Raw genomic sequence first — 20,716 nt, 5'->3', positions numbered from 1 at the left:
CTCGGAAGGTCTAGGAGGGTCTTGGCGGGGCTCGGAAGATCTTGACGGGGTCGGTAGGACCGTGCGCCGGGCAGGGCGGCGATACGGCCACTGACCGGTCGTGCGAGGGCGGCGGTCACGGACGTTGCCGATTTGTGACGGGTGGAAGGCATTGACGTTGCCGGGATCCGGAGTCCATCATCCTGGCCAGGCAGTGTCAACGATGACATAAGTCAACGATGACACTCCGAGCGGCCCGCTCCGATCCCAACCCGTACCGCCCGCTATCCCTCAGGAGTCGATCATGTCTCGCACCACTCGCCTGTCCTCCTCCCTCCTCAGAGCCGCCGCGGTCACGGGCGTCGCGGCGCTCACCCTGACGGCCTGCGGTTCCGGCTCCGGTTCGGGCTCCTCCGGCTCGGACTCGGGCTCGGGCGAGGTCAAGGTCGGTCTGATCACCAAGACCGACACCAACCCGTTCTTCGTGAAGATGAAGGAGGGCGCGGAGAAGGCAGCCAAGGAGAACGGCGCTCAACTGTCCACCGCGGCGGGCAAGTTCGACGGGGACAACGCCGGTCAGGTCACCGCCATCGAGAACATGGTGGCCGCCGGGGTGAAGGGCATCCTGATCACCCCGAGCGACTCCAAGGCGATCGTGCCCGCGATCCAGAAGGCCCGCGCCAAGGGTGTCCTGGTCATCGCGCTGGACACCCCGACCGAGCCGGAGTCCGCGGTCGACGCCCTCTTCGCCACCGACAACCTCAAGGCCGGCCAGCTGATCGGCGAGTACGCCAAGGCGGCCATGGCGGGCAAGACCGCGAAGATAGCCGCCCTCGACCTGGCGCCGGGCGTCTCCGTCGGCGTCCAGCGGCACAACGGTTTCCTGAAGGGCTTCGGCGCCACCGACAAGGACGTCGTGTGTGCCCAGGACACGGGCGGTGACCAGGCCAAGGGCCAGACGGCGATGGAGAACTGCCTCCAGAAGTCGCCGGACATCAACGTCGTCTACACCATCAACGAGCCGGCGGCCCTGGGCGCCTACACCGCGCTGAAGGCCAAGGGCCGGGAGAAGGACGTCCTGATCGTCTCCGTCGACGGCGGCTGCACCGGCACCCAGGCCGTCAAGGACGGGAAGATCGCCGCGACCTCGCAGCAGTACCCGCTGAAGATGGCCGCCGAGGGCGTCAAGGCCGTCGTGACGTACGCCAAGGACGGCAAGAAGGCGTCCGGTTACACCGACACCGGCGTCACGCTGATCACCGACAAGGCGCAGGCCGGGGTCACCTCGAAGGACACCGCCTACGGCCTGGAGAACTGCTGGGGCTGAGCCTCCCCGGCCCCCGGGACCGTACGACACCGTCACTCCCCTGGGCGGGGCGGTCGGCCCATCCCCCCGACCGGGGACGTCCGCCCCCTCCCTTGTCCCCGCGGCGGGGCCGGGTCCTCCGCAGGACGCGCGTCGTTCGCCGGAGCCGCTCGAAACCCCGTCCTCCGACAAGGACTTCTGTCTTCCGACAAGGACTTCGCATGACAGCCACGACCACGCCGTACTCGGAGCTCAAAGCGCCGACCACGGCCCGCAGACTGCTCACGGCGCCGACCACCGGACCCCTGGCCGCCCTCCTGCTGGCCTGCGCCTTCTTCTCCTTCTCGACCGACCGGTTCCTGACCGGCGGGAACTTCTCGCTGATCGTGCAGCAGGTCATGGTCGTGGGCACCCTCGCCATCGGGCAGACCCTGATCATCCTGACGGCGGGGATCGACCTGTCGTGCGGGGCGGTGATGGCGTTCGGCAGCATCGTGATCGCCAAGACGGCGGCCGAGGGCTCCATCCCGCCGCTCGTCGCGATCGCGCTGGGGCTGGCCGTCTGCGGTGGCTTCGGGCTGCTCAACGGGCTGCTGGTGCAGAAGATCCCGCTGCCGCCGTTCATCGTGACCCTCGGCATGCTCAACGTGGCGTTCGCGCTGACCCACATCTACTCCGAGGAGCAGACGGTCACCGGTCTGCCGGGCCCCCTGACGGCTCTCGGGGAGACCTTCCCGCTGGGCCACACGGACATCACCTACGGCTCCCTGGTCACCATCGCCCTGTTCCTCCTCCTCGCCTACGCGCTGAGCAGCACCGGCTGGGGCCGGCACGTCTACGCCCTGGGCAACAGCGCCGAGGCCGCCCGGCTGAACGGCATCCGCACCTCCCGTCTCACCATCGGCATCTACACCGTGGCCGGCCTGCTGTACGGCGTCGCCGCCCTGCTGCTCATCTCCCGCACCGGGGTCGGCGACCCGCAGGCCGGACAGACCGACAACCTCGACAGCATCACCGCGGTGGTCCTCGGGGGCACCAGCCTCTTCGGCGGCCGCGGTTCGGTCCTGGGCACCTTCATCGGCGTCCTCATCGTCGGCGTGTTCCGCAACGGCCTCCAGCTGATGGGCGTCGCCTCCATCTACCAGACCCTGATCACCGGCGTCCTGGTGATCCTCGCGGTGACCGTCGACCAGATCTCCCGGAGGAAGGCCCGATGAGCGCCACCACCCCCACCCCCGTCCTCCAGGCCCGCGGCCTGGTCAAGCGGTACGGCCAGGTCACCGCCATCGACGGCGCCGACTTCGACCTGCTCCCCGGCGAGGTCCTCGCCGTCATCGGGGACAACGGCGCGGGCAAGACCAGCCTCATCAAGGCCCTCACCGGCGCGGTGGTCCCGGATGCCGGCGAGATACGCCTCAACGGCGCGCCCATCACCTTCTCCGGTCCGCAGAGCGCCCGCGCCCACGGCATCGAGACGGTGTACCAGGACCTCGCCGTCGCCGCCTCGATGGACATCGCCTCGAACATGTTCCTCGGGCGGGAGCTCCGCCGCCCCGGCGTCCTCGGCAGCGTCCTGCGCATGCTGGACAAGAAGCGCATGCGCCAGGAGGCGGCCGAGCACATGGCCGACCTGAAGATCGGTCTGCGTTCGCTGACGCAGTCGGTGGAGACGCTCTCCGGCGGGCAGCGCCAGGCCGTCGCGGTCGCCCGCTCGGTGGCCTGGGCGAGCAGCGTCGTCGTCATGGACGAACCCACCGCCGCCCTGGGCGTCAAGGAGTCGGGCCAGGTCCTCGACCTCATCCGCCGGGTCCGGGACAAGGGCATGCCGGTGGTTCTGATCAGCCACAACATGCCCCATGTCTTCGAGATCGCCGACCGGATCCACGTCCACCGCCTCGGTCGGCGGGCGGCCGTGATCAAGCCCTCCGACTACTCCATGGCCGAGGTCGTCGCCATCATGACCGGCGCTCTCACCGTCGACGCGGCCGGAGATACTGTCGTAGCGGATTCGGAGGCCGCGAAAGCCGCCGGAGTCCAGGCCACCTGACAGCACAACACCGCTCCCGTAGTTTCCGGCCGAGGCCGCGGCCGGAACCGAGAGCCCTCAGGAGACGGTTTCCTCCATGGCAGCGAACCGCCGCCCCACCCTGGCCGACGTCGCCCGAGAAGTCGGCGTCAGCGCCAAGACGGTCTCCCGGGTCCTCAACGAGGACGGGCCCGCCTCCGCGCAGACCAGGGAACAGGTGCTGGCCGCAGTGGCCAAGCTCGGCTTCCAGCCGAACCTGATGGCCCGCAACATCCGCGTCGGCGGCCCGGACACCACCATCGGTCTGGTCATCCCCGACCTCGCCAACCCGTTCTTCGGAGCCGTGGCGCGCGCCATCGAGGACACGGTCCGCGAACGCGGACTGACCCTGCTCATGGGCTCCTCCGCGGACGACCCCGAGCGTGAACGCGCCCTGACGGACAAGTTCCTGGCGCGCCGCGTCAGCGTCCTGCTCGTCGTGCCGTCCGTCGGCGCCGACCACTCCCACCTCAAGTCCCACCGTACGGCGGGACTGCCGGTGGTCTTCCTCGACCGTCCCGGAGTCGGCCTCGCCACCGACAGCATCGTCAGTTCCAACCGGGCGGGGGCCCACGACGGCGTCGCCCACCTCGTCGCCCACGGGCACCGGCGCATCGGCTTCGTCGGCGACCTGCCCCCGAAGCTGTACACCCGGCGCGAACGTCTGGCCGGCTACCGCTCGGCGCTGGAGGAGGCCGGTCTCCCCCACGACCGCTCGCTCGTCACCAACGCACACGATCAGCGGGGCGCCGAGACCGCGACCGCCCGGCTCCTCGGCCTGGCCGATCCGCCCACCGCCCTGTTCGCCGGCAACAACATCATGGCGCTGGGCATAGTCGCCGAACTGGCCCGCAGCGGGCGCAAGCACGTGGCCGTCGTCGCCTTCGACGACGTGTCGCTGGCCGAGGCCCTCGAACCGGCGCTGACCGTCGTGGCCCAGGACCCGGAGGAACTCGGCCGGGCGGCCGCGACCACGGCCCTGGCCCGGCTCGACGGCGATCGCTCCCGCGCCCGGACCATCACCGTCCCCACGCACCTGATCGTCCGGGGCTCGGGCGAACTCCCGGCCCCGTCGCCGCAGGAGGCGTGACCGCCCGCAGACCCGCGGACGGCGGCCGACACGGCGAGTCCCGCCACGACCCCTCGGAGTGCGGTGCCCCCGGCTGCGGCGCACCCTTGAGGCACTACGGTGGCAGTCCCGGGCCGGACGTGGCCCGGGCCGTCGCGGAACCCGGCTCCCGTTCGGCAGGGGCCGCGCCGCGAGGGCGGGACGCGAGGGGCCGCGCCGCGAAGGCGGGATACGTCGGCGTCGAAAGCTGGCGTCGCACGGAGCGTGGCGGTCGGCCCGAGGTCCCGGGCACGGCTCAGGACGTTTTCGCGGCGGCCCGCTTCGCGGTCTTGCTCCTGTCGGCCCCCGTGCCGCTTCGGCCGGACTCCGCCGACGCGGTCTTCCGTCTCGTGGCCTTGTCCGAACCCGAGCCCGAACCCGAGCCCGAACCCGAGCCCGAGCCCGTCCCGGAGCCCGTGGCCGTCCGTGCCGACGCTGTGCGGGCCGGCGCGGTCCGGGCCGACGCGGTCGGCCACTTGAACTCGATCTCCAACTCGATCTCCCCGCCCCCGATCTCGACCTCGATCTCGGTGCGGAGGTTCTCGGGGATCCGCAGGCTCAACGTTCCGGCGCCGAGCTCCAGGTCGGCATCCCCGCCTTCCCGCAGGGCGGCTGCGAGCGCCGTGAGCCGGTCAGCCGCCTCGATGCGTGACAGCGAACTCTTCTGCTCGAACTTGAGGTCCTTCATGGACGCCTCCGATTCCGGGACGAACAGGCCGTAACGCCAATTCTGCGGCCATGCACGGGATCGGACATCCGCAAGGCCGAGGCACCCGGCCCTCGCTCGTCCGTGCCGGTGCCGGTGGCATGAGGCTGAGGCACCGAGGGCCGCCGTCGCGCACGGCTGTGGCACCCGGTGTGGGCCAGTTGCCGGGCGCGGGGTCGCGGTGACCACGGCCGGTGGCCGTATGTGCACCGGGGCAGGTCGCGAGTCGTCCGCCGGCCCGCTGCGTACTCGCCGGCACGGTGGTCGACGGCAGAAGGGCTCCCGCAAGTCATGTCCTCGCGCCTCGCGGGAGCCCTCTGGCGTGCCGCCCACGGGTGAAGGTGGAGAAGACGATCACGAGCAGGACATCCGTGCGGACACGGACGCGCTCACGGCGTCACGCCGCCCACCGCGGTCGCTGCGCTCGACGCGATGTGGGCCGTCGTCAACTGGCAGGACGTGGCCGGGCGTTACGCGGATGACGTCGAGTCGGCCTTCCGGTTCTTGCACGGGAGGCAGAAGGCGTGCTCCCGGGCGTGGAGGACCAGGATCGGCGTCGAGCCCGGCCGGTGACGGCGGCGGTGACGCCGATGCCGATGCCGAAGGTCTTGGTGCCCAGGCTGTAGTGCTCGGGCGCGACGACCACCACGAGGATGAACCAGCCGATGACGTGCAGCGCCAGGATGAAGGCGGCCATCCCGCCGAGGCTCGCCCACTCCTTGCGGGTCATCGACGTGCGGACGCGGCGCCCTCTCGATTCGTTGTTCTCAGCCACCCACCCAGCTTGCTGCAACATTGTTGCAGGTAACTGCCATACGCAGCAAAGCCGGGGTCAGCATTCAGCCGGCATCAGCAAAAGCGGCCGGGTGCGCCTGCTTCCCGGTCCGCCCGCCGGCCACGCCGGGCCCGGCCGCACACGGAGCTGTGACCAGCCAGGACCACCGGCCCGTGCGGGACCGCGACCAGGGCCGCCGACATCATGATCCTCCGGAGCACGAGCCGCTGGGGCGGTGCGTACTGCCGAGGCATCTCGCACCGCCGGCGCCCCGCGAGTGGGCCTAAGGGCTGTCCCGCAATCCCTGGCGGGCGCGCGACGACAGCTACGGCACCTCGCCGCGTTGTCGGAACGCCCGAATACATCCGGTATGCGGACGTGCCTCCGCCTTGCGATGCACCGCATCTGACGCCACGCACTGATCCACCAGGGATTACGGGACAGCCCTTAGGCTGTCGTCAGGGCCGGAGAAACAGGGAACAGGGGATCATGGTGATGGGGGACAAACCCGTGTCCGGACGGCCCCGGCCGTCGATGGCGGATGTCGCCCGTCACGCCGGTGTCGCGCCGCAGACGGTTTCGCGCGTGTCCAACGGCCACACCAATGTCGACCCGGCGACCCGGCAGCGGGTCGTGGAGTCGATGCAGGCGCTGGGCTACCGGCCGAACGGAGCCGCACGCGCGCTCAAGAGCGGGCGGTTCAACACGATCGGTGTCATCACCTTCACGCTCAAGACGTTCGGAAACGCGCGCACGCTCGACGCCATCACCCGGGAAGCCGCACGCGCCAAGTACGCCGTCACCCTCATCCCCGTGCCGGACCCGACCATGGGCAGGGTTTCCGGCGCCTACGACCGACTCAGCGAGGCCGCCGTCGACGGAGTGATCCTCGTCTTCGAGGCGCACCTCCTGGACGATACGGAGTTCAGCCTCCCGCCGGGGGTTCCGATGGTGGTGGTCGACTCCGACACCGGCCCCGGTTACACCGTGGTGGACACCGATCAGGCACTGGGCGCCCGGCAGGCGACGGAACACCTGCTGGAACTCGGCCACCAGCAGGTATGGCACATCGCGGGGCCCCCGACCTCGTTCTCCGCGGCCCATCGGGTCGAGTCCTGGCAGCAGACGCTGCGCCGTGCCGGCATCGTCCCGCCCCCGGTGCTGTACGGCGACTGGACCACCCGATCCGGATACCGGCACGGGTTGACCCTGGGGCGCAGGCCCGAGGTGACGGCGATCTTCGCCGCGAACGACCACATGGCGCTCGGTGTCATGCGTGCCCTGCACGAGCTCGGCCGCCGGATCCCCGACGACGTCAGCGTGGTGGGGTTCGACGACATGGAGGAGACCCATGCCTTCTGGCCACCGCTGACCACCGTGCGGCAGGACTTCGCCGCGGTCGGCCGGCTCAGCCTCCAGAGGCTGCTGAGCAAGATCGGCCGCACCGGGCCCGACATGATCGACAAGACCCTGGTCCCGACCCGGCTGGTGGTCCGCGCGAGCACCGGAGCGCCACCGCCGTCACCGGAGGGCGAAGCGCGGCCGCGCTGACCCGTACGGGCCCGGCGAGGGTACTCGCCGGGCCCGTACGATGCGGATCAGTGGTCGAGGGGCGACCGGTGGCGACGTGTCAGCTCCTGGCCCACTGCTGGTTGTTGCTGCCGTTGCAGTACCAGACATCGACGGCCGTGCCGTTGCCGGTGCCCGCTCCGGCCGCGTCCAGGCAGAGCGCCGGGTTGGCGACGCTGGTCACCGAGAGGTCCGCGTTCACGTTCCACTGCTGTGCCGCCGCGCCGGTGCAGTCGGTGATGACCACGGGATCTCCCGCAGCGGCTCCGGTGCCTCCCACCGTCATGCACTTGTTGCCGTAGACGGTGAGCTGTTTGTCCGCGTTCCAGTTCCAGGACTGGTTGCCGCCGGCGTTGCAGTCCCAGAGGTCGAGCTGGGTGCCGTTGGCCGTGCTGAAGCCGGGCACGTCGACGCAGCGGCCTGAGCCCACTCCACGCAGGACCTCACCGGGAGGCGCGGGCGGCAGGTTGTTGACGGGCGGGGTCTTGCCGAAGCCGTAACCCCAGCGCAGCAGCGCGACTCCGGTGGCGCTGTTGTCCACCAGGTTGCCCTTGGAGTCCAGCGACTCGATCGAGTAGGCGTCACCGAACCGCAGCCCCGGCCAGTACACCAGCCCCATCCCCTTGCTGCGGGCGGTGTCGGCCACGGCCGCGAGGTACGAGGTGTAGATGTTGCCGTTCCACGCGCCGTAGTTCAGGCCGATGGTCATCGGGGCGCCTGCCTCGTCGATGATCGTCCGGCCGGCGTACTTGCCGAGGCGCGCTTCGAGGTCGGCGACCCACTCGGACTGCTGGGTGTGGTCGGCCCAGAACCCGTAGAAGTGCAGCGACAGCAGCGTTCCCCGCAGCTCGCGGGCAGCGCCGACACCGGTGACGTTGTCGTTGTAGCCGGTGCCGCTGATCACGACCCGGCCGCGCGGGACGTCCTTGTGCTGGGCCAGCCAGCCACTGGTGACGGACACCCACTGGTCCAGGGTGTAGCCGTGCGGCTCGTTCATGGGCTCGAAGTAGACCCGCGGGTTGTGCTTGTACTCCCGCACCACGGTGTTCCACATCTTCTTCCAGGCGGCCGTGTCGTCGACCAGGCCGTCCTTGCTGGTGTCGGCCTCCCAGTAGCTGACGATGACCTTGTCACCGTAGGCCGTGGCCGCGTCGATCGTCGCCCGGTACGACTTCCACCAGGTGGTGCCCACGCTCGCCGGGTTGATCGGCAGCCGCAGGGTGTTGGCACCCAGGTTCTTCTTGAAGCCGCGCACCATCTTGTCCGCGGTGCGGTACACGGTGCGGTAGTTGTCGTTCACCGACAGTCCGCTGGGCACCACGGCGTCACTGGCGTAGTTGTCCCGCGGGTCCGCCCAGTTCACCCCGCGGAAGTCACTGGTACCACCCTTCGACGCGGGCGTCACCGGCGCGTGCGAGGCGGCCGGCGCCTCGGCGGCCGCCTGGGCGAGGGCAGGGGCGGGGGCGGTCAGGAGCATGAGGGCCGCGCCGAAGCCGGTCATGATCACACCGGCCAGTGTTCTCGACCTCGTCAGGGTCTTGGTCATAGTCGTCTCCAGTGACGGAAATCGCGGAGGGCGGAGTGCGGGTTCGTCACCTGAGCCGCCAGGCAGTGATGAACCAAGGTCCGGATACAGACGCTCGGACCCCTGTAAACCGGCCATGGTTACGTAACCATGGCCGGACACTGGCACGCCGCCCGTCCTCGTGACAAGTCCCGTGACGGTTCGGAAACGCGACAGACCCCTTTCGCCGCCCCCGGAGCGGTTCGTGCGCCGCCCGGTGCAGGAAGGCGGCGACGTCCGCCCGGCTGATAGGACTCACTCGTCCGCGGTGTCCTCACACACCAGCTGGGGACCGAGTCCCCAACCCTGCGCAGCGGGCCCCCTGTGCAGAGGCTCCACCCCTGTGCCGCGGCGGCGCCTCGATGGCCGCTTCAGGGCGTTCGGGGGAGGCTCTCCCTTCGGGCCGAGCTCGAAGGCCGGGTGAAATGGCGGGCGGAGGCCGGGACAAGGACCACGAGGGCGGCCGGTACCGCGTAGGCGAGGCGGAAGTGACCGGTGGAACCGAGCAGTCCGCTCAGGGCGCCCCCGGTGACGACGCCGGCGTAGTTGAAGAGGTTCAGCCGTGCCAGGACCGCCTCCGAGGCCGTGGGACTCAGCCGGGCGGCGGAGGCAAGCCACAGCGGAGCCAGGACGGACGCGCCCAGGCCCACCGCCCCGGCCGCGAGAACAGCGAACGGCCAGTTCGGCGCGGCGGCCAGAGCTGCCAGAGCGCCCGCGGCCAGCAGGGCCGCCATGCGGACGACGGAGACCGCTCCGAGGGTCTGAACGAGCCGATCGGCGGCGGCTCGGCCGATGACCGTGCCGGCCTGGTAGGCCGCGTACGCCAGCGGCGCGACCGTGAGGGAGGCGGTGAGAGTCTGGCGAAGATAGCCGGCCGACCAGGCCGAAACGGTGGATTCGACGACATAGACGACCAGGATTCAGGGGTGGCGTTCACGGCAGGGCCCGCTTCCGTGTCACGGGCGGGGTTCATCAGGCCCCGGCGATCAGCCGACCGCCACCGGCATTGAACTTCAGTCCGGGACGTCGACGCTCGACGACCGCGACCCCGCTGACCGGCCCGCGGTTCGTCCTGGACACCGACTTCGCGCTGGGCACCGAGACACTGCTTCCGGTCCCGCGAGGGCGTAGAGCGCCGTACCGGCCACCGCGAGGCACAGTGCCGTCCAGGTCGCCGCAGGCGTGCCGGTCGGCAGCAGCATCCAGGTCGCCACCTTCATGGGCACACTGGTCGCCAGGGGCGGAACGAGGACCGCGAACGCGAGCCAGGTGAAGGGGAACGCCCACGCGTACCGCCCGCCCGCGACGACCGCACCGAGGGCGGCCAGCCCCGCCAGTCCCGCGCAGTCCCGGGCGACGAACGCGGTGGTGGCCAGGTCCCGGCCCACCGCCTGCACGGTCAGGAGCACGGCGCCGACGATCGCGCCGCCGAGCAGCACGTGCGCCGCTCTGCGGGGCGCCCAGCGGATCGCGGCACTGCGGTCCAGGTCGAGGTCCTGCCCGCCGAGTCCGGTCGAGAGAGCCATGGCGCCCGCGGTGAGGACGACCGCGGGCAGTTGCGCACCACCGGGCGCGGCGCTGCCGTCCCGGGTGAGCACCCACACGGCCGCGGCGCTGATCAGCACCGTGGCGAGCGACGCGGGCACCTGACGCGAGTATGCGTACAGCATCAGCCATCTCACCGGGACGGACCGCCTTTGAGCACCTCGAACGCGTCGCCCTCGCAGGAGAGAGCGGCGGCGCGCATCGCGTTGATGCGTGCGAGCTGTTGTGCCCGTGGCAGCGCCATGAGCTCATCCCACACCGGGCGGACCCTGGCGACGACGGCGCGGTCAAATGCTGCCGACCCGCTGCCGGGCAACGGTTCGAGATCCCCCAGCAGCCAGCCCACCGCGACGGTCTGCGCGAACTGGTCGCCTCCGAACGTGCTCCAGCCGACGGGACTGCATCCCGGCACCATGCCCTGAGCGATCAGAGCCCTGGTCACCTCCTCGCCCTTCGCGGCGGCGAACATGTCGTCGTCGAAGTCGAAGAGCACGGTCGTGCGGGACCACCGCGGCGTGGCGCCGTCCGGCAGCACGGCGGTGTTCTCCCGGACCGTCTCCGGTGCCCGGCCGCCCAGCGCGCCGTGCAGCAGACGCAGCGCCTCCTTGCCGGGACCCGTCAGGCCGGCGAGCCGTGCCTGCTGCGTCCTGCTCACGCAGACGGAGCCGTCGCACACCTGCTTCGCGGCGGCCTCGTCGACGACGAACATCCGGCGCGGATCGGAGGGCAGGACGAGCAGAGCGAGCGCCGCGCCCGCCAGGACGGGCGCCAGTGCAAGCAGCCGGGTGCGCGGGGTCGCGGCGACCAGCAGCGCGAAACCGGTCGACACCACGCCCAGCATCCAGATCGTCTGCCCGAGGTGCACGGAGGCGGAGAGCGTCACGAACGTGTTCGGTACCTCCTCCACGGCGGGCGACAGCAGGACGAGCCGGTTCGGCTCCGCGCCGGGGGCTCCCGGCGCCGCGGCCGTCTCCGTCCGGGCCAGGAAGGCCGTGAAGACGAAGGCGCCCATGGCGAGCGCGGGCGGGGTGAGCACGGAGGGCAGGGCCCGCGCGGCCCCCATGCCCAGCACCGCCCCCGCGACGAGGGCGAGTACGCCCACCAGCGAGATGGGCAGCCACCCCAGGTGGGTGTACCCGGTGTGGGCGACCACCTGGACCGCGCCCGCCAGGATCAGCGACACGAACGCCGCGACCAGGGTGAACGCCGTCGTGCCCGCCGACGTGGCGGCGCGGTGCCAGGGGGGACGCGGTGTGCTCGTCAGCAGATCGGAGATCTTCGAGCGGTGGTCGCGCAGGCCCCGCAGTGCTCCGAGTCCTACGGCGAGCGGCCACAGGTAGAACAGCAGGCTGCGGGTCCACAGGGCCATGGACGTCCACTGGCCCGTCCACGCCGTGGTGGTCTGCGACCACGGTTCGGAGATCAGGTACAGCAGCGCCGACGCCGACGTCAGGGCCACGACGCCGGCCCACGGGGCCAGGGAGCGCTTCAGCTCGGTACGCAGGACTCGGACGTTCACCAGTTGCCCCTCGTCTGTTCGGGGTCGAGCAGCAGGGCGGAGTAGCCGCGCTCGAGCGGGCTGTCGCCCACGTGCTCGGGTCCGCCCGCCGCGGCCAGCCGGTCGGGGGTGCCCTGGAAGACCAGGCGTCCTTCGGCGAAGAGCACCACGTCCGTGCAGGCGGCCGCGACGTCCTCCACCAGATGGGTGGAGACCACGACGCAGGTGTCCGTGCCCAGTTGCTGCAACAGCTCGCGGAACCGCAGCCGTTGAGCCGGGTCGAGACCGACCGTGGGCTCGTCCAGGAGAAGGATCTCCGGGTCGTTGACGATGGCCTGGGCGATGCCCACCCTGCGGACCATGCCGCCCGACAGGGCCTTCATCCGCTCGTCGGCGCGGTCCGCCAGCCCCACCCTCTCCACGGCGCGCTGTACGGCGGCGGGTATGTCCGCCTTGGGAACCTCCTTCAGCCACGCCATGTACTCGACGAACTCACGCGCCGTGAATCGCTTGTAGTAGCCGAACTCCTGCGGCAGATAGCCGATTCGGCGACGCAGCGCACGCTGGTCCCCCCGGCCTCCCGCGGCGGGCTCACCGAGCAGTTCCAGGGTGCCCCCGCTGGGGCGCAGGACCGTGGCCAGCGCGCGGATGAGGGTGGTCTTGCCGGCCCCGTTGGGTCCGAGCAGGCCGTGCACGCCGGTGCCCAGGGAGAGATCGAGCCCGTCGACGGCCATCCGTGTGCGGCCCACCCGCACTCTCAGGCCCGAGGCCCGGACCGCCCAGGCGTGGCGTGTCGGCGCCAGGTCGGCTCCGCTCACTGCGGACATCGCGTGGTGTTCCTTCCGGTAGGTCATCGATGGGCTCCCAGCACGGCGTACGCGCCCCTGCGGGCGATGACGACACCGGTGGCGAGCGTGAGGATCAGCGCCCACACGGGCAGGCCGTCCCTGTCCAGGGCGACGGGGGTGCGGCTGGTGGCCAGGGCCGGAGCCAGGACCACGGCGGCCCATACCGTGACGAGTGCGGCGGCGGCGCGGGTCACGCCGATCACGCCGCCCAGCGCCAGGGTCGTGGAGGTGAACGCCAGGCAGGGCAGCAGCCACTGTGCGGCTGTCACTCCGGTCGTCCAGCCGCCCGCCAGCAGTACGGGGACGACGACGGCGAGCACGGAGGCGGTGCGCCGCAGGACCAGGGGCAGCCCGGCCCGGGGCGAGGAGGCGGTCAGTTCGTACGCCGGGTCCAGGCCCCGTGACCAGGACGCCGCGACACCCAGCACGGGCAGGACGGGGGCGAACAGCAGCACGAGCGGCACCGGTGCCATGCCGGTGCCGTATCCGGCCACGTCGAGCAGAAGGGCGAGCAGCGTCACGCTCATGACCATGGCCAGCCAAGGTGCCGTCGTGGGCGCCGCCCACCTGGACAACCAGGTGGGGCGTCGCGGTCCGCGCGGCATCGTTGCGGTGGCGGACAGCAGGGGTTCGAGGTCGGACCGGACGGCGCGGACCAGCGCCGTGACGGCCGGCACTCCCGTCGTGACGGCGGCCGACAGCCGGTCGCGGCAGACCCGGCACGCCTCCAGGTGGGCTTCCAGGGCCCACACCTCGTCGGCGGCGATATCGCCGTCGCCGCGCGCGTAGGCGTCGATGAGATGTGCCGACGCGTGTTCCACGCTCATGTCAGGGCCCTCCGCATCTCGGTCCGGGCCCGGCGGGCCCGCGTTTTGACCGTGCCCTCGGGCACGCCGAGCAGGACCGAGGTCTCCCTGACGGACAGTCCGTCGAGCACCATGGCCTGCAGAACCTGTCTGAGCTCCGGCGCGAGGCGCCGTAGCGCGTCGCCGACGTCGCCGTCGGTACTCGCCGCGAGTGCCTCCTCCTCGGCGGCCGGCGCCGTGGTCCGCGGGGCCGCCGCGAGCGGCGGGTGCGCGTGGTGGGCTCGTCGCCGGAACGCGTCGACGAGGCGGCGTGCCGCGATCGTCCACAGCCAGCCGACGGCGGTCCCTCCGACGGCGGCCCCGGCGAACGCGCCCGCCGCACGCCACACCGCCAGATACGTCTCCTGCATGACCTCGGCGACGATCTGTTCGTCGGCGCAGCGGCGTCGCAGGCGGACTGCCAGCCATGGCGCGGTGCGCTGGTACAGCTCCTCGAAGGCCGCACGGTCGCCCTTGGCCACCAGCCGGACGAGACGTTCCTCGTCCGGCTCGTCCAGTGCTTTCCTCACTCGTCTCACACCCGCTAGACGCCGGGAGCGGGCGACGGGTTTTCCCTTCGTTGTGAGGCCCGTCACTTCGGCATCGAGGGGGTCGCGGCCCCGTGTCGGGCACGCCCGCGTCGATGAACGCCCCGGGTCGACGAGACACCGTGGCAGACCCGTCCGGCGGTTGTTCTGCTGGGCGTCGCGGCCTTCGCCAGGCATGTTGTCCGGCGCCCGATGCACAGTTGACGGCTGGGACCGGTCCGCCCGGCCGCTCCTCACGCTGCGACGGGGTGCCGATCGGGCGGCCCGCCCGTCAGTGCGAGCGCTGCGCGGAGTCGAGCACCGCGAGACTGGACGTCGGCGAAGCCGCTGTCGGCGGCCTGCATCGCACAGGCGGCCTCGATGCAGCCGACGAACCCGTTCCAGGGGTCGGGGTCCTCGAGGCCGACGGCGACGGCATCGGCGTAGGCGTCCATGCGGTCGATGAAGACGGCGTCGACCAGCTCCTCCTTCGTGGGGAAGCGGCGGAACATGGTGGCGATCCCCACCCCCGCCTCGCGGGCCACCGAGGCCATCGAGGCACCCAGACCGTCACGCGGAACGCCGCACCCGCCGACGCCCTGGCCCCCGTGGCCGACCGTCAGCCGTTCGCCGCGGCCTTCTTGATCGCTTCGCGGATCCGGGAGTAAGTACCGCAGCGGCAGACGTTCTCGATGTTGTCGATGTCGGCGTCCGTCGGGTGGGGCGTCTTCTTCAGCAGGGCCACCGCGGCCATGATCTGGCCCGGCTGGCAGAAGCCGCACTGCGCGACATCGCTGTCGAGCCACGCCTGCTGCACGGGGTGCAGATCGTCGCCGTCGGCCAGGCCTTCGATCGTGGTGACCTCGCGGTCCGCACAGTCCGCGACCCGCACGACACAGGGCTGGATCTCCTCGCCGTCGAGGTGGCTCGTACAGGCACGGCAGACGCCCACGCCGCAGCCGTACTTGGGTCCCGTGACGTTCAGCATGTCCCGCAGGACCCACAGCAGCGGCATGTCGGACGGGGCCTCGACAGTGACCGGCTTCCCGTTGAGGACGAAGGAGTAGGAGGGCATCAGCACCTTCTCGGAGGTCGGGTCAGAAATTGAGCGGGAAGCGGCGGGGCCTGGAACCGGTCGCCCGGGCATAGGCGTTGGCGACGGCGCCGGCCGCGGCCGGGACGCCGAGTTCGCCCGCCCCGCCCGGTTCCCGCCGGGAGGGCATGACGTGTGCCTCGAAACGCAACGGGGCGTGCCGCTGACGGGCGTAGTGGAAATCGGCGTAGCTGCTCTCGCGGACGGCACCCCGGTCGATGTGCAGACCGGCCCGCAGGACGGTGGAGATGCCGTCGATCGCGGTACCCATGAGCTGGGCCTCAAGGCCGCGCGGGTTGACGGCCGTTCCGACGTCGGCCGCCATCACCACCCTGGTCACCCGAGGGTCTTTCGGGTCGGTGGCGTCGATTTCGACCAGGCAGGCCACGCAGGAGCCGTACTCCTCGTGGACGGCGACGCCCTGTGCCTGGCCCGCCGGCAGGGTCCGGCCCCAGGCACCGGCGTCCGCGACCTTGTCGAGCACGGCTCTGACGGCCTTGTTCCTGAGTGTGGTGCGCCGGAAGGCGATCGGGTCCTTTCCCAGGCTTCTCGCGACCTCGTCGACGACGATCTCCTCCGCGGTCCGCATCGTCCCCGAGTCCACCGACCGCCAGGCGCCGAGGGGTATCGCCAGTTCGACCGATCCCGAGTTCCCGGACACACGCCCGAAGTTGTACAGGCCGCTGTCGCTGGGCAGCGGGCCGGAAGCAGGTGCGACGGCCGGCGTCACCCCGTTGCCGGCGTACCCCTGAGCGGAAAGGCCCTGCCCTTCGTACGACTCGCTCACCGAGGCCATCGCGTGGGTGAACGCCACCACCCTGCCCTGTGCGTGGCTGGCGCGGATCCGGTGATGGCTGGCCGGGCGCATCCGGCCGTGCCGGATGTCGTCGGCGCGGCTCCACATCAGCTTGACCGGCCGGCGTGCCGCCTTCGAGATGAGGGCCGCCTCGATCGCGGCGTCGTAGTTCAGCCGCCGGCCGAAGGAGCCGCCGCCTCGTATGACGTGAACCGTCACCTTCGAACCAGGCAGCCCGACCGCCGAGGCGATGCTGTCGCGCGCGTCCATCGGCGTCTGGGAGGAGAACCAGATCTCGGCGCGGCCCGCACGAACGTCCGCCACCGCTGTCAGCACCTCCATGGGAGCGTGGCTGACGAAGGCGAACTCGAACTCGCCCTCCGTCTGCGCCGATCCACGCGGCGGGTTGCCGAGCCGTGGGACGGCGGCCCGCAACCGCGAGCGGATCGCGGCATCGGAGAGCGACGCGAGCGGCCCCGGATCCCAGGTGATCCGCAGGGCGTCCCTCGCCTTGAAAGCGTGGTGGAAGGACTCTGCCACCACGGCGACCCCACCGGCGACCCTGACGACGGCGTGGACGCCCGGCATCGCGCGTGCGACCCGTGAGTCGACCGAGACGAGCTTCCCGCCGAGCGTCGGCGGCCGGGCCACCACGGTCGGATTCGCTCCGGCCACCGCCAGGTCCCCGGCGTACTCGGCCTTGCCGGTGATGATGTCCCGGGCGTCGATCCGGGTCGTCGGCCGCCCGATCACCCGGTGCCGGGACGCGGGCTTGGGGCCGCTCGACACGGCCGGCCGGGTGATCCGGGCGGCGCTCGCGGTCAGTGAACCGAAGGTGGCCGAACGCCCGTCCGGTGCGATCACCTTCGTGTTCCGGGTGTGCAAGGACGGCGCGGGAAGGTTCCAGCGCCTGGCCGCCGCGGTCACCAGCTTGGCGCGCGCCAAGGCGGCGAGCTCACGGGCCGGACCGTACAGCGACCTCACCGAGCTCGAACCGCCCGTGGACTGGTTGCCCTTGGCACGGGCGTCGGCGAGCGGGATGTCGACGTCGGCGAGCCGGGCGTCCAGCTCCTCGGCGATCATCATGGCGACCGCGGTGGTGACGCCCTGGCCGACCTCGACGCGCGGCAGTCGTACGACGATCCTGTTGGCTTCGGTGACTTCGAGGACCAGCATCTCCTCGTCGGCGCCGGTCACCAGAACGTCGGCCGGCCGGCGCGTCGTGGCCGCGGTGGGCCCGGCGTCTTCGGCCGGCGCCGTGTCACAGCCGAGCGGCGCGGCGACGGTCAGCGTGGATGCGGCGAGCGAGTAGACCACGAACTTCCTGCGGGACCACTGACGGGCCAAGGAACGCTCCTCTCCGAGTATCCCGGTGCAACTGGTATGAGGGAGCAGCACTCTTCGGGGTTGTCTGCGAGAGCCGAGCTGCCTGGACGTGTCCGCTCCGTGGCTTGCCGCTGGAGCGTTCGCCGCCGCTTTCCCTGGCCGTCGCGGTCGACCCGAAGAGCGTCGTCTGTTCATCTCGTCGGGCCGGTACGCCGAGTCGGTCGGCGACCTCGCCCCTGGCGGGTGCCCCTGGAGCGGAGGCGACTGCGGCACCCCGGGCGGGAAGATCCGCGTCCGCCCGCCGAACCGGGCCGGGCGCAGGGCTTGAAGGAGCCGACCGGGGGCGGGACCTCCGGCTCACCGGGCCCGCCTGGACGCGGGTCCCGCTTCGACCGCCGCCCCGAAGAGGCCGACGCGACCACGACCGCTCTTGCCAGCGCGAGCGACAGCAAATACTTGGCTAGCCACATGTTTGCTGTTACGGTAATTATGTGTCCAGCCACCTAAATGGGTGGGGGCGCGAGAGGAGTAGTCATGAGGGCGATCCTGTTCGACCGTTTCGGAGGCACGGAAGTGCTGCACGAGGCGAACACAGAGGTCCCGCAGCCCGGCCCTGGGCAGATCCGCGTCCGCGTCAAGGCGGCCGGACTGAACGCGCTGGACGGCAAGATCCGCTCCGGGGCGATGGAGGACATGTTCCCCACGCCGCTGCCCTCCGTCCCCGGCGGCGAACTCGCCGGCGTGGTGGACGCCCTGGGTGAGGGCGTGACGGACGTGAAGGTGGGGGACGAGGTGCAGGGCTGGTCGGACACCGGCTCGTACGCCGAGTACGCGCTGGCCACCACCGTGGCCCCCAAGCCCGCCGGCCTCGACTGGCAGCACGCGGCCGCGCTGCCGGTGGCGGGCGCGACGGCCGAGCGGGTCCTGAACCTGCTCGGCGTCGTCTCCGGGGAGACCGTGCTGATGCACGGCGCGGCCGGAGCCGTCGGAACCCTGGCGGTCCAGCTCGCCACCGCCCGCGGAGCACGTGTCATCGGCACCGCCGGCCCCGCCAACCAGGACTACCTCACCTCGCTCGGCGCCACCGCGACCCTCTACGGCGAGGGCCTGGTCGAGCGGGTCCGGGCGCTCGCCCCAGATGGCGTGGACGCGGTGTTGGACCTGGCCGGCAAGGGAGCCCTGGAGGACTCCATCACCCTGCGCGGCGGCACCGAGCGCATCGTCACCATCGCCGACTTCCGCGCACACCAGCTCGGCATCACCTTCTCCAGCAGTCTGGAACGCTCCGCCGCCGACCTGGCCGCGCTGGCCCAGGACGCCGCGACCGGCAGGCTCGTCACGACCGTCACCGCCTACCCGCTCGACCAGGCCGCCACGGCCCAGCAGGTCAGCGACGCCGGGCATGTCCGGGGCAAGCTCGTCCTCACCCTCGACTGATCACGCCCCTCCTTCCGTCACGCCCTCCGCTTCACCGATCACCACCTGTTCGCCACCGCGCCGAAGGACCCATTCATGCTGAACGCCCTGTGGACACCGACCACCGTCGGTGACATCTCCCTCCCGCACCGCCTGGTCATGGCCCCCATGACCCGTGACCGCTCCACCCCTGAAGGCGTCCCCACCGAGCTGAACGCCGAGTACTACGCCCAGCGGGCCTCGCACGCGCTCATCATCACCGAGGGCACCCAGCCGAACGCCGACGGCCAGGGCTATCTCCTCACTCCCGGCATCCACAACGACGATCAGATCGCCGGGTGGCGCAAGGTCACCGACGCCGTGCACGCGGCCGACGGCCGGATCGTCATCCAGCTGATGCACACCGGACGCATCGCCCACCCCGACAACACCCCCCACGGGCGCCGGCCGGTCGCCCCTTCGCCGATCCGGCCGCAGGGCGCGATGTTCACCGCGTCCGGGCCCCAGGAGATGCCGACACCCCGGGCTCTGTCGACGCAGGAGGTCGCGGCGACCGTCGACGACTTCCGCCGCGCCGCAGCGGCCGCCGTCGCAGCAGGCGCCGACGGCGTGGAGATCCACGGCGCCAACGGCTACCTCGTGCACCAGTTCCTCGCCGATAACACCAACCAGCGCACCGACCGCTACGGCGGGTCCGTCGAGGGCCGCATCCGCTTCGCCGTCGAGGTCGCAGCCGCGGTGGCCGACGAGATCGGCGCCGACCGCACCGGCATCCGTATCTCCCCCGGCAACCCCTACAACGACATCGCCGAGTCCGACACCGCCGACCTGTATCCGGCGCTCCTACGCGCCCTCGACCCGCTCGGCCTCGCCTACCTCCACATCCTCCACACGGGCGACGAGAAGCTGCTGGGCACCCTGCGCGCGCTGTGGCCGACCACGCTCATCCTCAACCGGGCCGGCACCGACCTGCCCACCCGCGCCAAAGACGTCGACCACGGCACGGCCGACCTTGTCTCCGTCGGCGCCCTCGCGCTCGCCAACCCGGACCTGGTCGAGCGGCTACGCTCTGACGCGCCGCTGAACACCCCCGACCCGGCGACCTTCTACGGCGGCGGAGTGGCCGGCTACACCGACTACCCCACCCACACCGTCTGAGGAACCACATGTCCGTCCCCACACCCCGCATCCCCAGCACGGCCGGCGAGGGGCCGATGAGCTACGCGATCTTCCAGCTCGCCCGCGCTCACCGCGCCCGCGCCGCCGCCATGCTCCGCGAGATGGACCTGCATCCCGGACAGGAACTGCTGCTGATGCAACTCCTGGACCGGGACGGCCAGACCCAGTCCGAACTGCTCGAAAGCGTCGGCCTGGACCACTCCACCGTCTCCAAGTCCCTACGTCGCATGCAGGATGCCGGCCTGCTCGTCCGCGAGCCGGCCGAATACGACCGGCGCGTCATGGTCGTCCACCTCACCGACAAGGGCCGTGCCATGCGCGAGCCCCTGGCAGCCATGTGGCGGGCCCTGGAGGAGACCTCCGCGCGGGACCTGTCGGCGCAGCAGGTGGAGTCCTTCGTCCGTATCGCCTACTCCATCGCCGACGCGATCAACAGCCGTGCCGTTGCGGCGGGAGAGTCCGAGTAACTCCCCTCGGCCTGTACCCCGGTTCCGGCCTGGAGGGCGCCCGTGCGTCGCCGCCCCACAGTTCCGGCAGGCGGTAGCCGAAGGCCGGTGCCGCGTCGAGGACG

Annotated in this window: 19 protein-coding genes and 1 pseudogene; 8 read left to right on the top strand and 12 right to left on the bottom strand. The window is 71.3% G+C overall.

The features are described from left to right. Positions 1-283 precede the first annotated feature (283 nt). The 4 genes from OHS71_RS28055 (at position 284) to OHS71_RS28040 (ending at position 4,440) form a co-directional block, all read left to right on the top strand. Positions 284-1,306, top strand: coding sequence for a sugar ABC transporter substrate-binding protein (locus tag OHS71_RS28055; protein WP_328482094.1), 1,023 nt, complete (start codon positions 284-286; stop codon positions 1,304-1,306). Between the two features lie 200 nt (positions 1,307-1,506). Further along, positions 1,507-2,502 (top strand): ABC transporter permease, encoded by a 996-nt coding sequence (locus OHS71_RS28050; protein ID WP_328482093.1) that lies wholly within the window; start codon positions 1,507-1,509, stop codon positions 2,500-2,502. Beyond that, positions 2,499-3,332 carry an ATP-binding cassette domain-containing protein gene (locus OHS71_RS28045; protein WP_328482092.1) on the top strand — a complete coding sequence of 278 codons (834 nt, stop codon included), beginning with the start codon at positions 2,499-2,501 and terminating at the stop codon, positions 3,330-3,332. Before OHS71_RS28050 ends, OHS71_RS28045 begins: the two co-directional genes overlap by 4 nt. A 76-nt stretch (positions 3,333-3,408) precedes the next feature. Further along, positions 3,409-4,440: a LacI family DNA-binding transcriptional regulator gene (locus tag OHS71_RS28040; protein WP_328482091.1), complete on the top strand. Its 1,032-nt coding sequence runs from the start codon at positions 3,409-3,411 to the stop codon at positions 4,438-4,440. Positions 4,441-4,714: 274 nt separating this feature from the next. On the opposite strand, the gene OHS71_RS28035 is transcribed toward OHS71_RS28040, so the two are convergent. Both OHS71_RS28035 and OHS71_RS28030 read right to left on the bottom strand, forming a co-directional pair. Further along, positions 4,715-5,146, bottom strand: coding sequence for an amphi-Trp domain-containing protein (locus tag OHS71_RS28035; protein ID WP_328482090.1), 432 nt, complete (start codon positions 5,144-5,146; stop codon positions 4,715-4,717). Positions 5,147-5,729: 583 nt separating this feature from the next. Further along, positions 5,730-5,960 (bottom strand): annotated as a pseudogene (locus OHS71_RS28030) (hypothetical protein); the annotation flags it as partial. A gap of 468 nt (positions 5,961-6,428) precedes the next feature. On the opposite strand from OHS71_RS28030, the gene OHS71_RS28025 reads away from it, so the two are divergent. Continuing rightward, a complete protein-coding gene (locus tag OHS71_RS28025) occupies positions 6,429-7,490 on the top strand; it encodes a LacI family DNA-binding transcriptional regulator (RefSeq protein WP_328482089.1) in 1,062 nt (353 codons plus the stop codon). Between the two features lie 79 nt (positions 7,491-7,569). On the opposite strand, the gene OHS71_RS28020 is transcribed toward OHS71_RS28025, so the two are convergent. From OHS71_RS28020 to OHS71_RS27975, 10 genes are all read right to left on the bottom strand, one after another. Further along, complete coding sequence (locus OHS71_RS28020; RefSeq protein ID WP_328482088.1) at positions 7,570-9,054, bottom strand: ricin-type beta-trefoil lectin domain protein; 1,485 nt, start codon at positions 9,052-9,054, stop codon at positions 7,570-7,572. A 389-nt stretch (positions 9,055-9,443) separates the two neighbouring features. Then, the gene (locus OHS71_RS28015) at positions 9,444-9,989 is read right to left on the bottom strand and encodes an MFS transporter (RefSeq protein ID WP_328484669.1); all 546 of its coding nucleotides are present in this window, start codon (positions 9,987-9,989) and stop codon (positions 9,444-9,446) included. Between the two features lie 96 nt (positions 9,990-10,085). Then, positions 10,086-10,754, bottom strand: a complete 669-nt coding sequence (locus OHS71_RS28010) for a hypothetical protein (protein ID WP_328482087.1) — start codon at positions 10,752-10,754, stop codon at positions 10,086-10,088. After that, positions 10,751-12,136, bottom strand: coding sequence for a hypothetical protein (locus tag OHS71_RS28005; RefSeq protein WP_328482086.1), 1,386 nt, complete (start codon positions 12,134-12,136; stop codon positions 10,751-10,753). The genes OHS71_RS28010 and OHS71_RS28005 overlap by 4 nt, the downstream gene beginning before the upstream one ends. Beyond that, positions 12,133-12,969, bottom strand: coding sequence for an ABC transporter ATP-binding protein (locus tag OHS71_RS28000; protein WP_328482085.1), 837 nt, complete (start codon positions 12,967-12,969; stop codon positions 12,133-12,135). Before OHS71_RS28000 ends, OHS71_RS28005 begins: the two co-directional genes overlap by 4 nt. After that, a complete protein-coding gene (locus OHS71_RS27995) occupies positions 12,966-13,790 on the bottom strand; it encodes a zf-HC2 domain-containing protein (RefSeq protein WP_328482084.1) in 825 nt (274 codons plus the stop codon). Before OHS71_RS27995 ends, OHS71_RS28000 begins: the two co-directional genes overlap by 4 nt. Next, positions 13,787-14,338, bottom strand: a complete 552-nt coding sequence (locus tag OHS71_RS27990) for an RNA polymerase sigma factor (protein WP_398148818.1) — start codon at positions 14,336-14,338, stop codon at positions 13,787-13,789. The genes OHS71_RS27995 and OHS71_RS27990 overlap by 4 nt, the downstream gene beginning before the upstream one ends. A gap of 251 nt (positions 14,339-14,589) precedes the next feature. Then, entirely contained in the window at positions 14,590-14,889 is a 300-nt protein-coding gene (locus tag OHS71_RS27985; protein WP_328482082.1) for a TetR/AcrR family transcriptional regulator, read from the bottom strand. 65 nt (positions 14,890-14,954) lie between these two features. Next, entirely contained in the window at positions 14,955-15,410 is a 456-nt protein-coding gene (locus tag OHS71_RS27980) for a (2Fe-2S)-binding protein (RefSeq protein WP_328482081.1), read from the bottom strand. Positions 15,411-15,432: 22 nt separating this feature from the next. Continuing rightward, the gene (locus OHS71_RS27975) at positions 15,433-17,541 is read right to left on the bottom strand and encodes a xanthine dehydrogenase family protein molybdopterin-binding subunit (protein WP_328484668.1); all 2,109 of its coding nucleotides are present in this window, start codon (positions 17,539-17,541) and stop codon (positions 15,433-15,435) included. A gap of 543 nt (positions 17,542-18,084) precedes the next feature. On the opposite strand from OHS71_RS27975, the gene OHS71_RS27970 reads away from it, so the two are divergent. The 3 genes from OHS71_RS27970 (at position 18,085) to OHS71_RS27960 (ending at position 20,612) form a co-directional block, all read left to right on the top strand. Beyond that, entirely contained in the window at positions 18,085-18,987 is a 903-nt protein-coding gene (locus OHS71_RS27970; protein ID WP_328482080.1) for an NADP-dependent oxidoreductase, read from the top strand. A gap of 75 nt (positions 18,988-19,062) precedes the next feature. Then, the gene (locus OHS71_RS27965; RefSeq protein ID WP_328482079.1) at positions 19,063-20,124 is read left to right on the top strand and encodes an alkene reductase; all 1,062 of its coding nucleotides are present in this window, start codon (positions 19,063-19,065) and stop codon (positions 20,122-20,124) included. An 8-nt stretch (positions 20,125-20,132) separates the two neighbouring features. Further along, complete coding sequence (locus tag OHS71_RS27960; RefSeq protein ID WP_328482078.1) at positions 20,133-20,612, top strand: MarR family winged helix-turn-helix transcriptional regulator; 480 nt, start codon at positions 20,133-20,135, stop codon at positions 20,610-20,612. Positions 20,613-20,716: the final 104 nt, after the last annotated feature.

It is taken from the genome of Streptomyces sp. NBC_00377, from assembly GCF_036075115.1.
In the GTDB taxonomy this organism is placed as follows: Bacteria; Actinomycetota; Actinomycetes; order Streptomycetales; family Streptomycetaceae; genus Streptomyces.
Note: the sequence above shows the minus strand (reverse complement) of the source record. Positions and strands in the feature narration are given on the sequence as shown.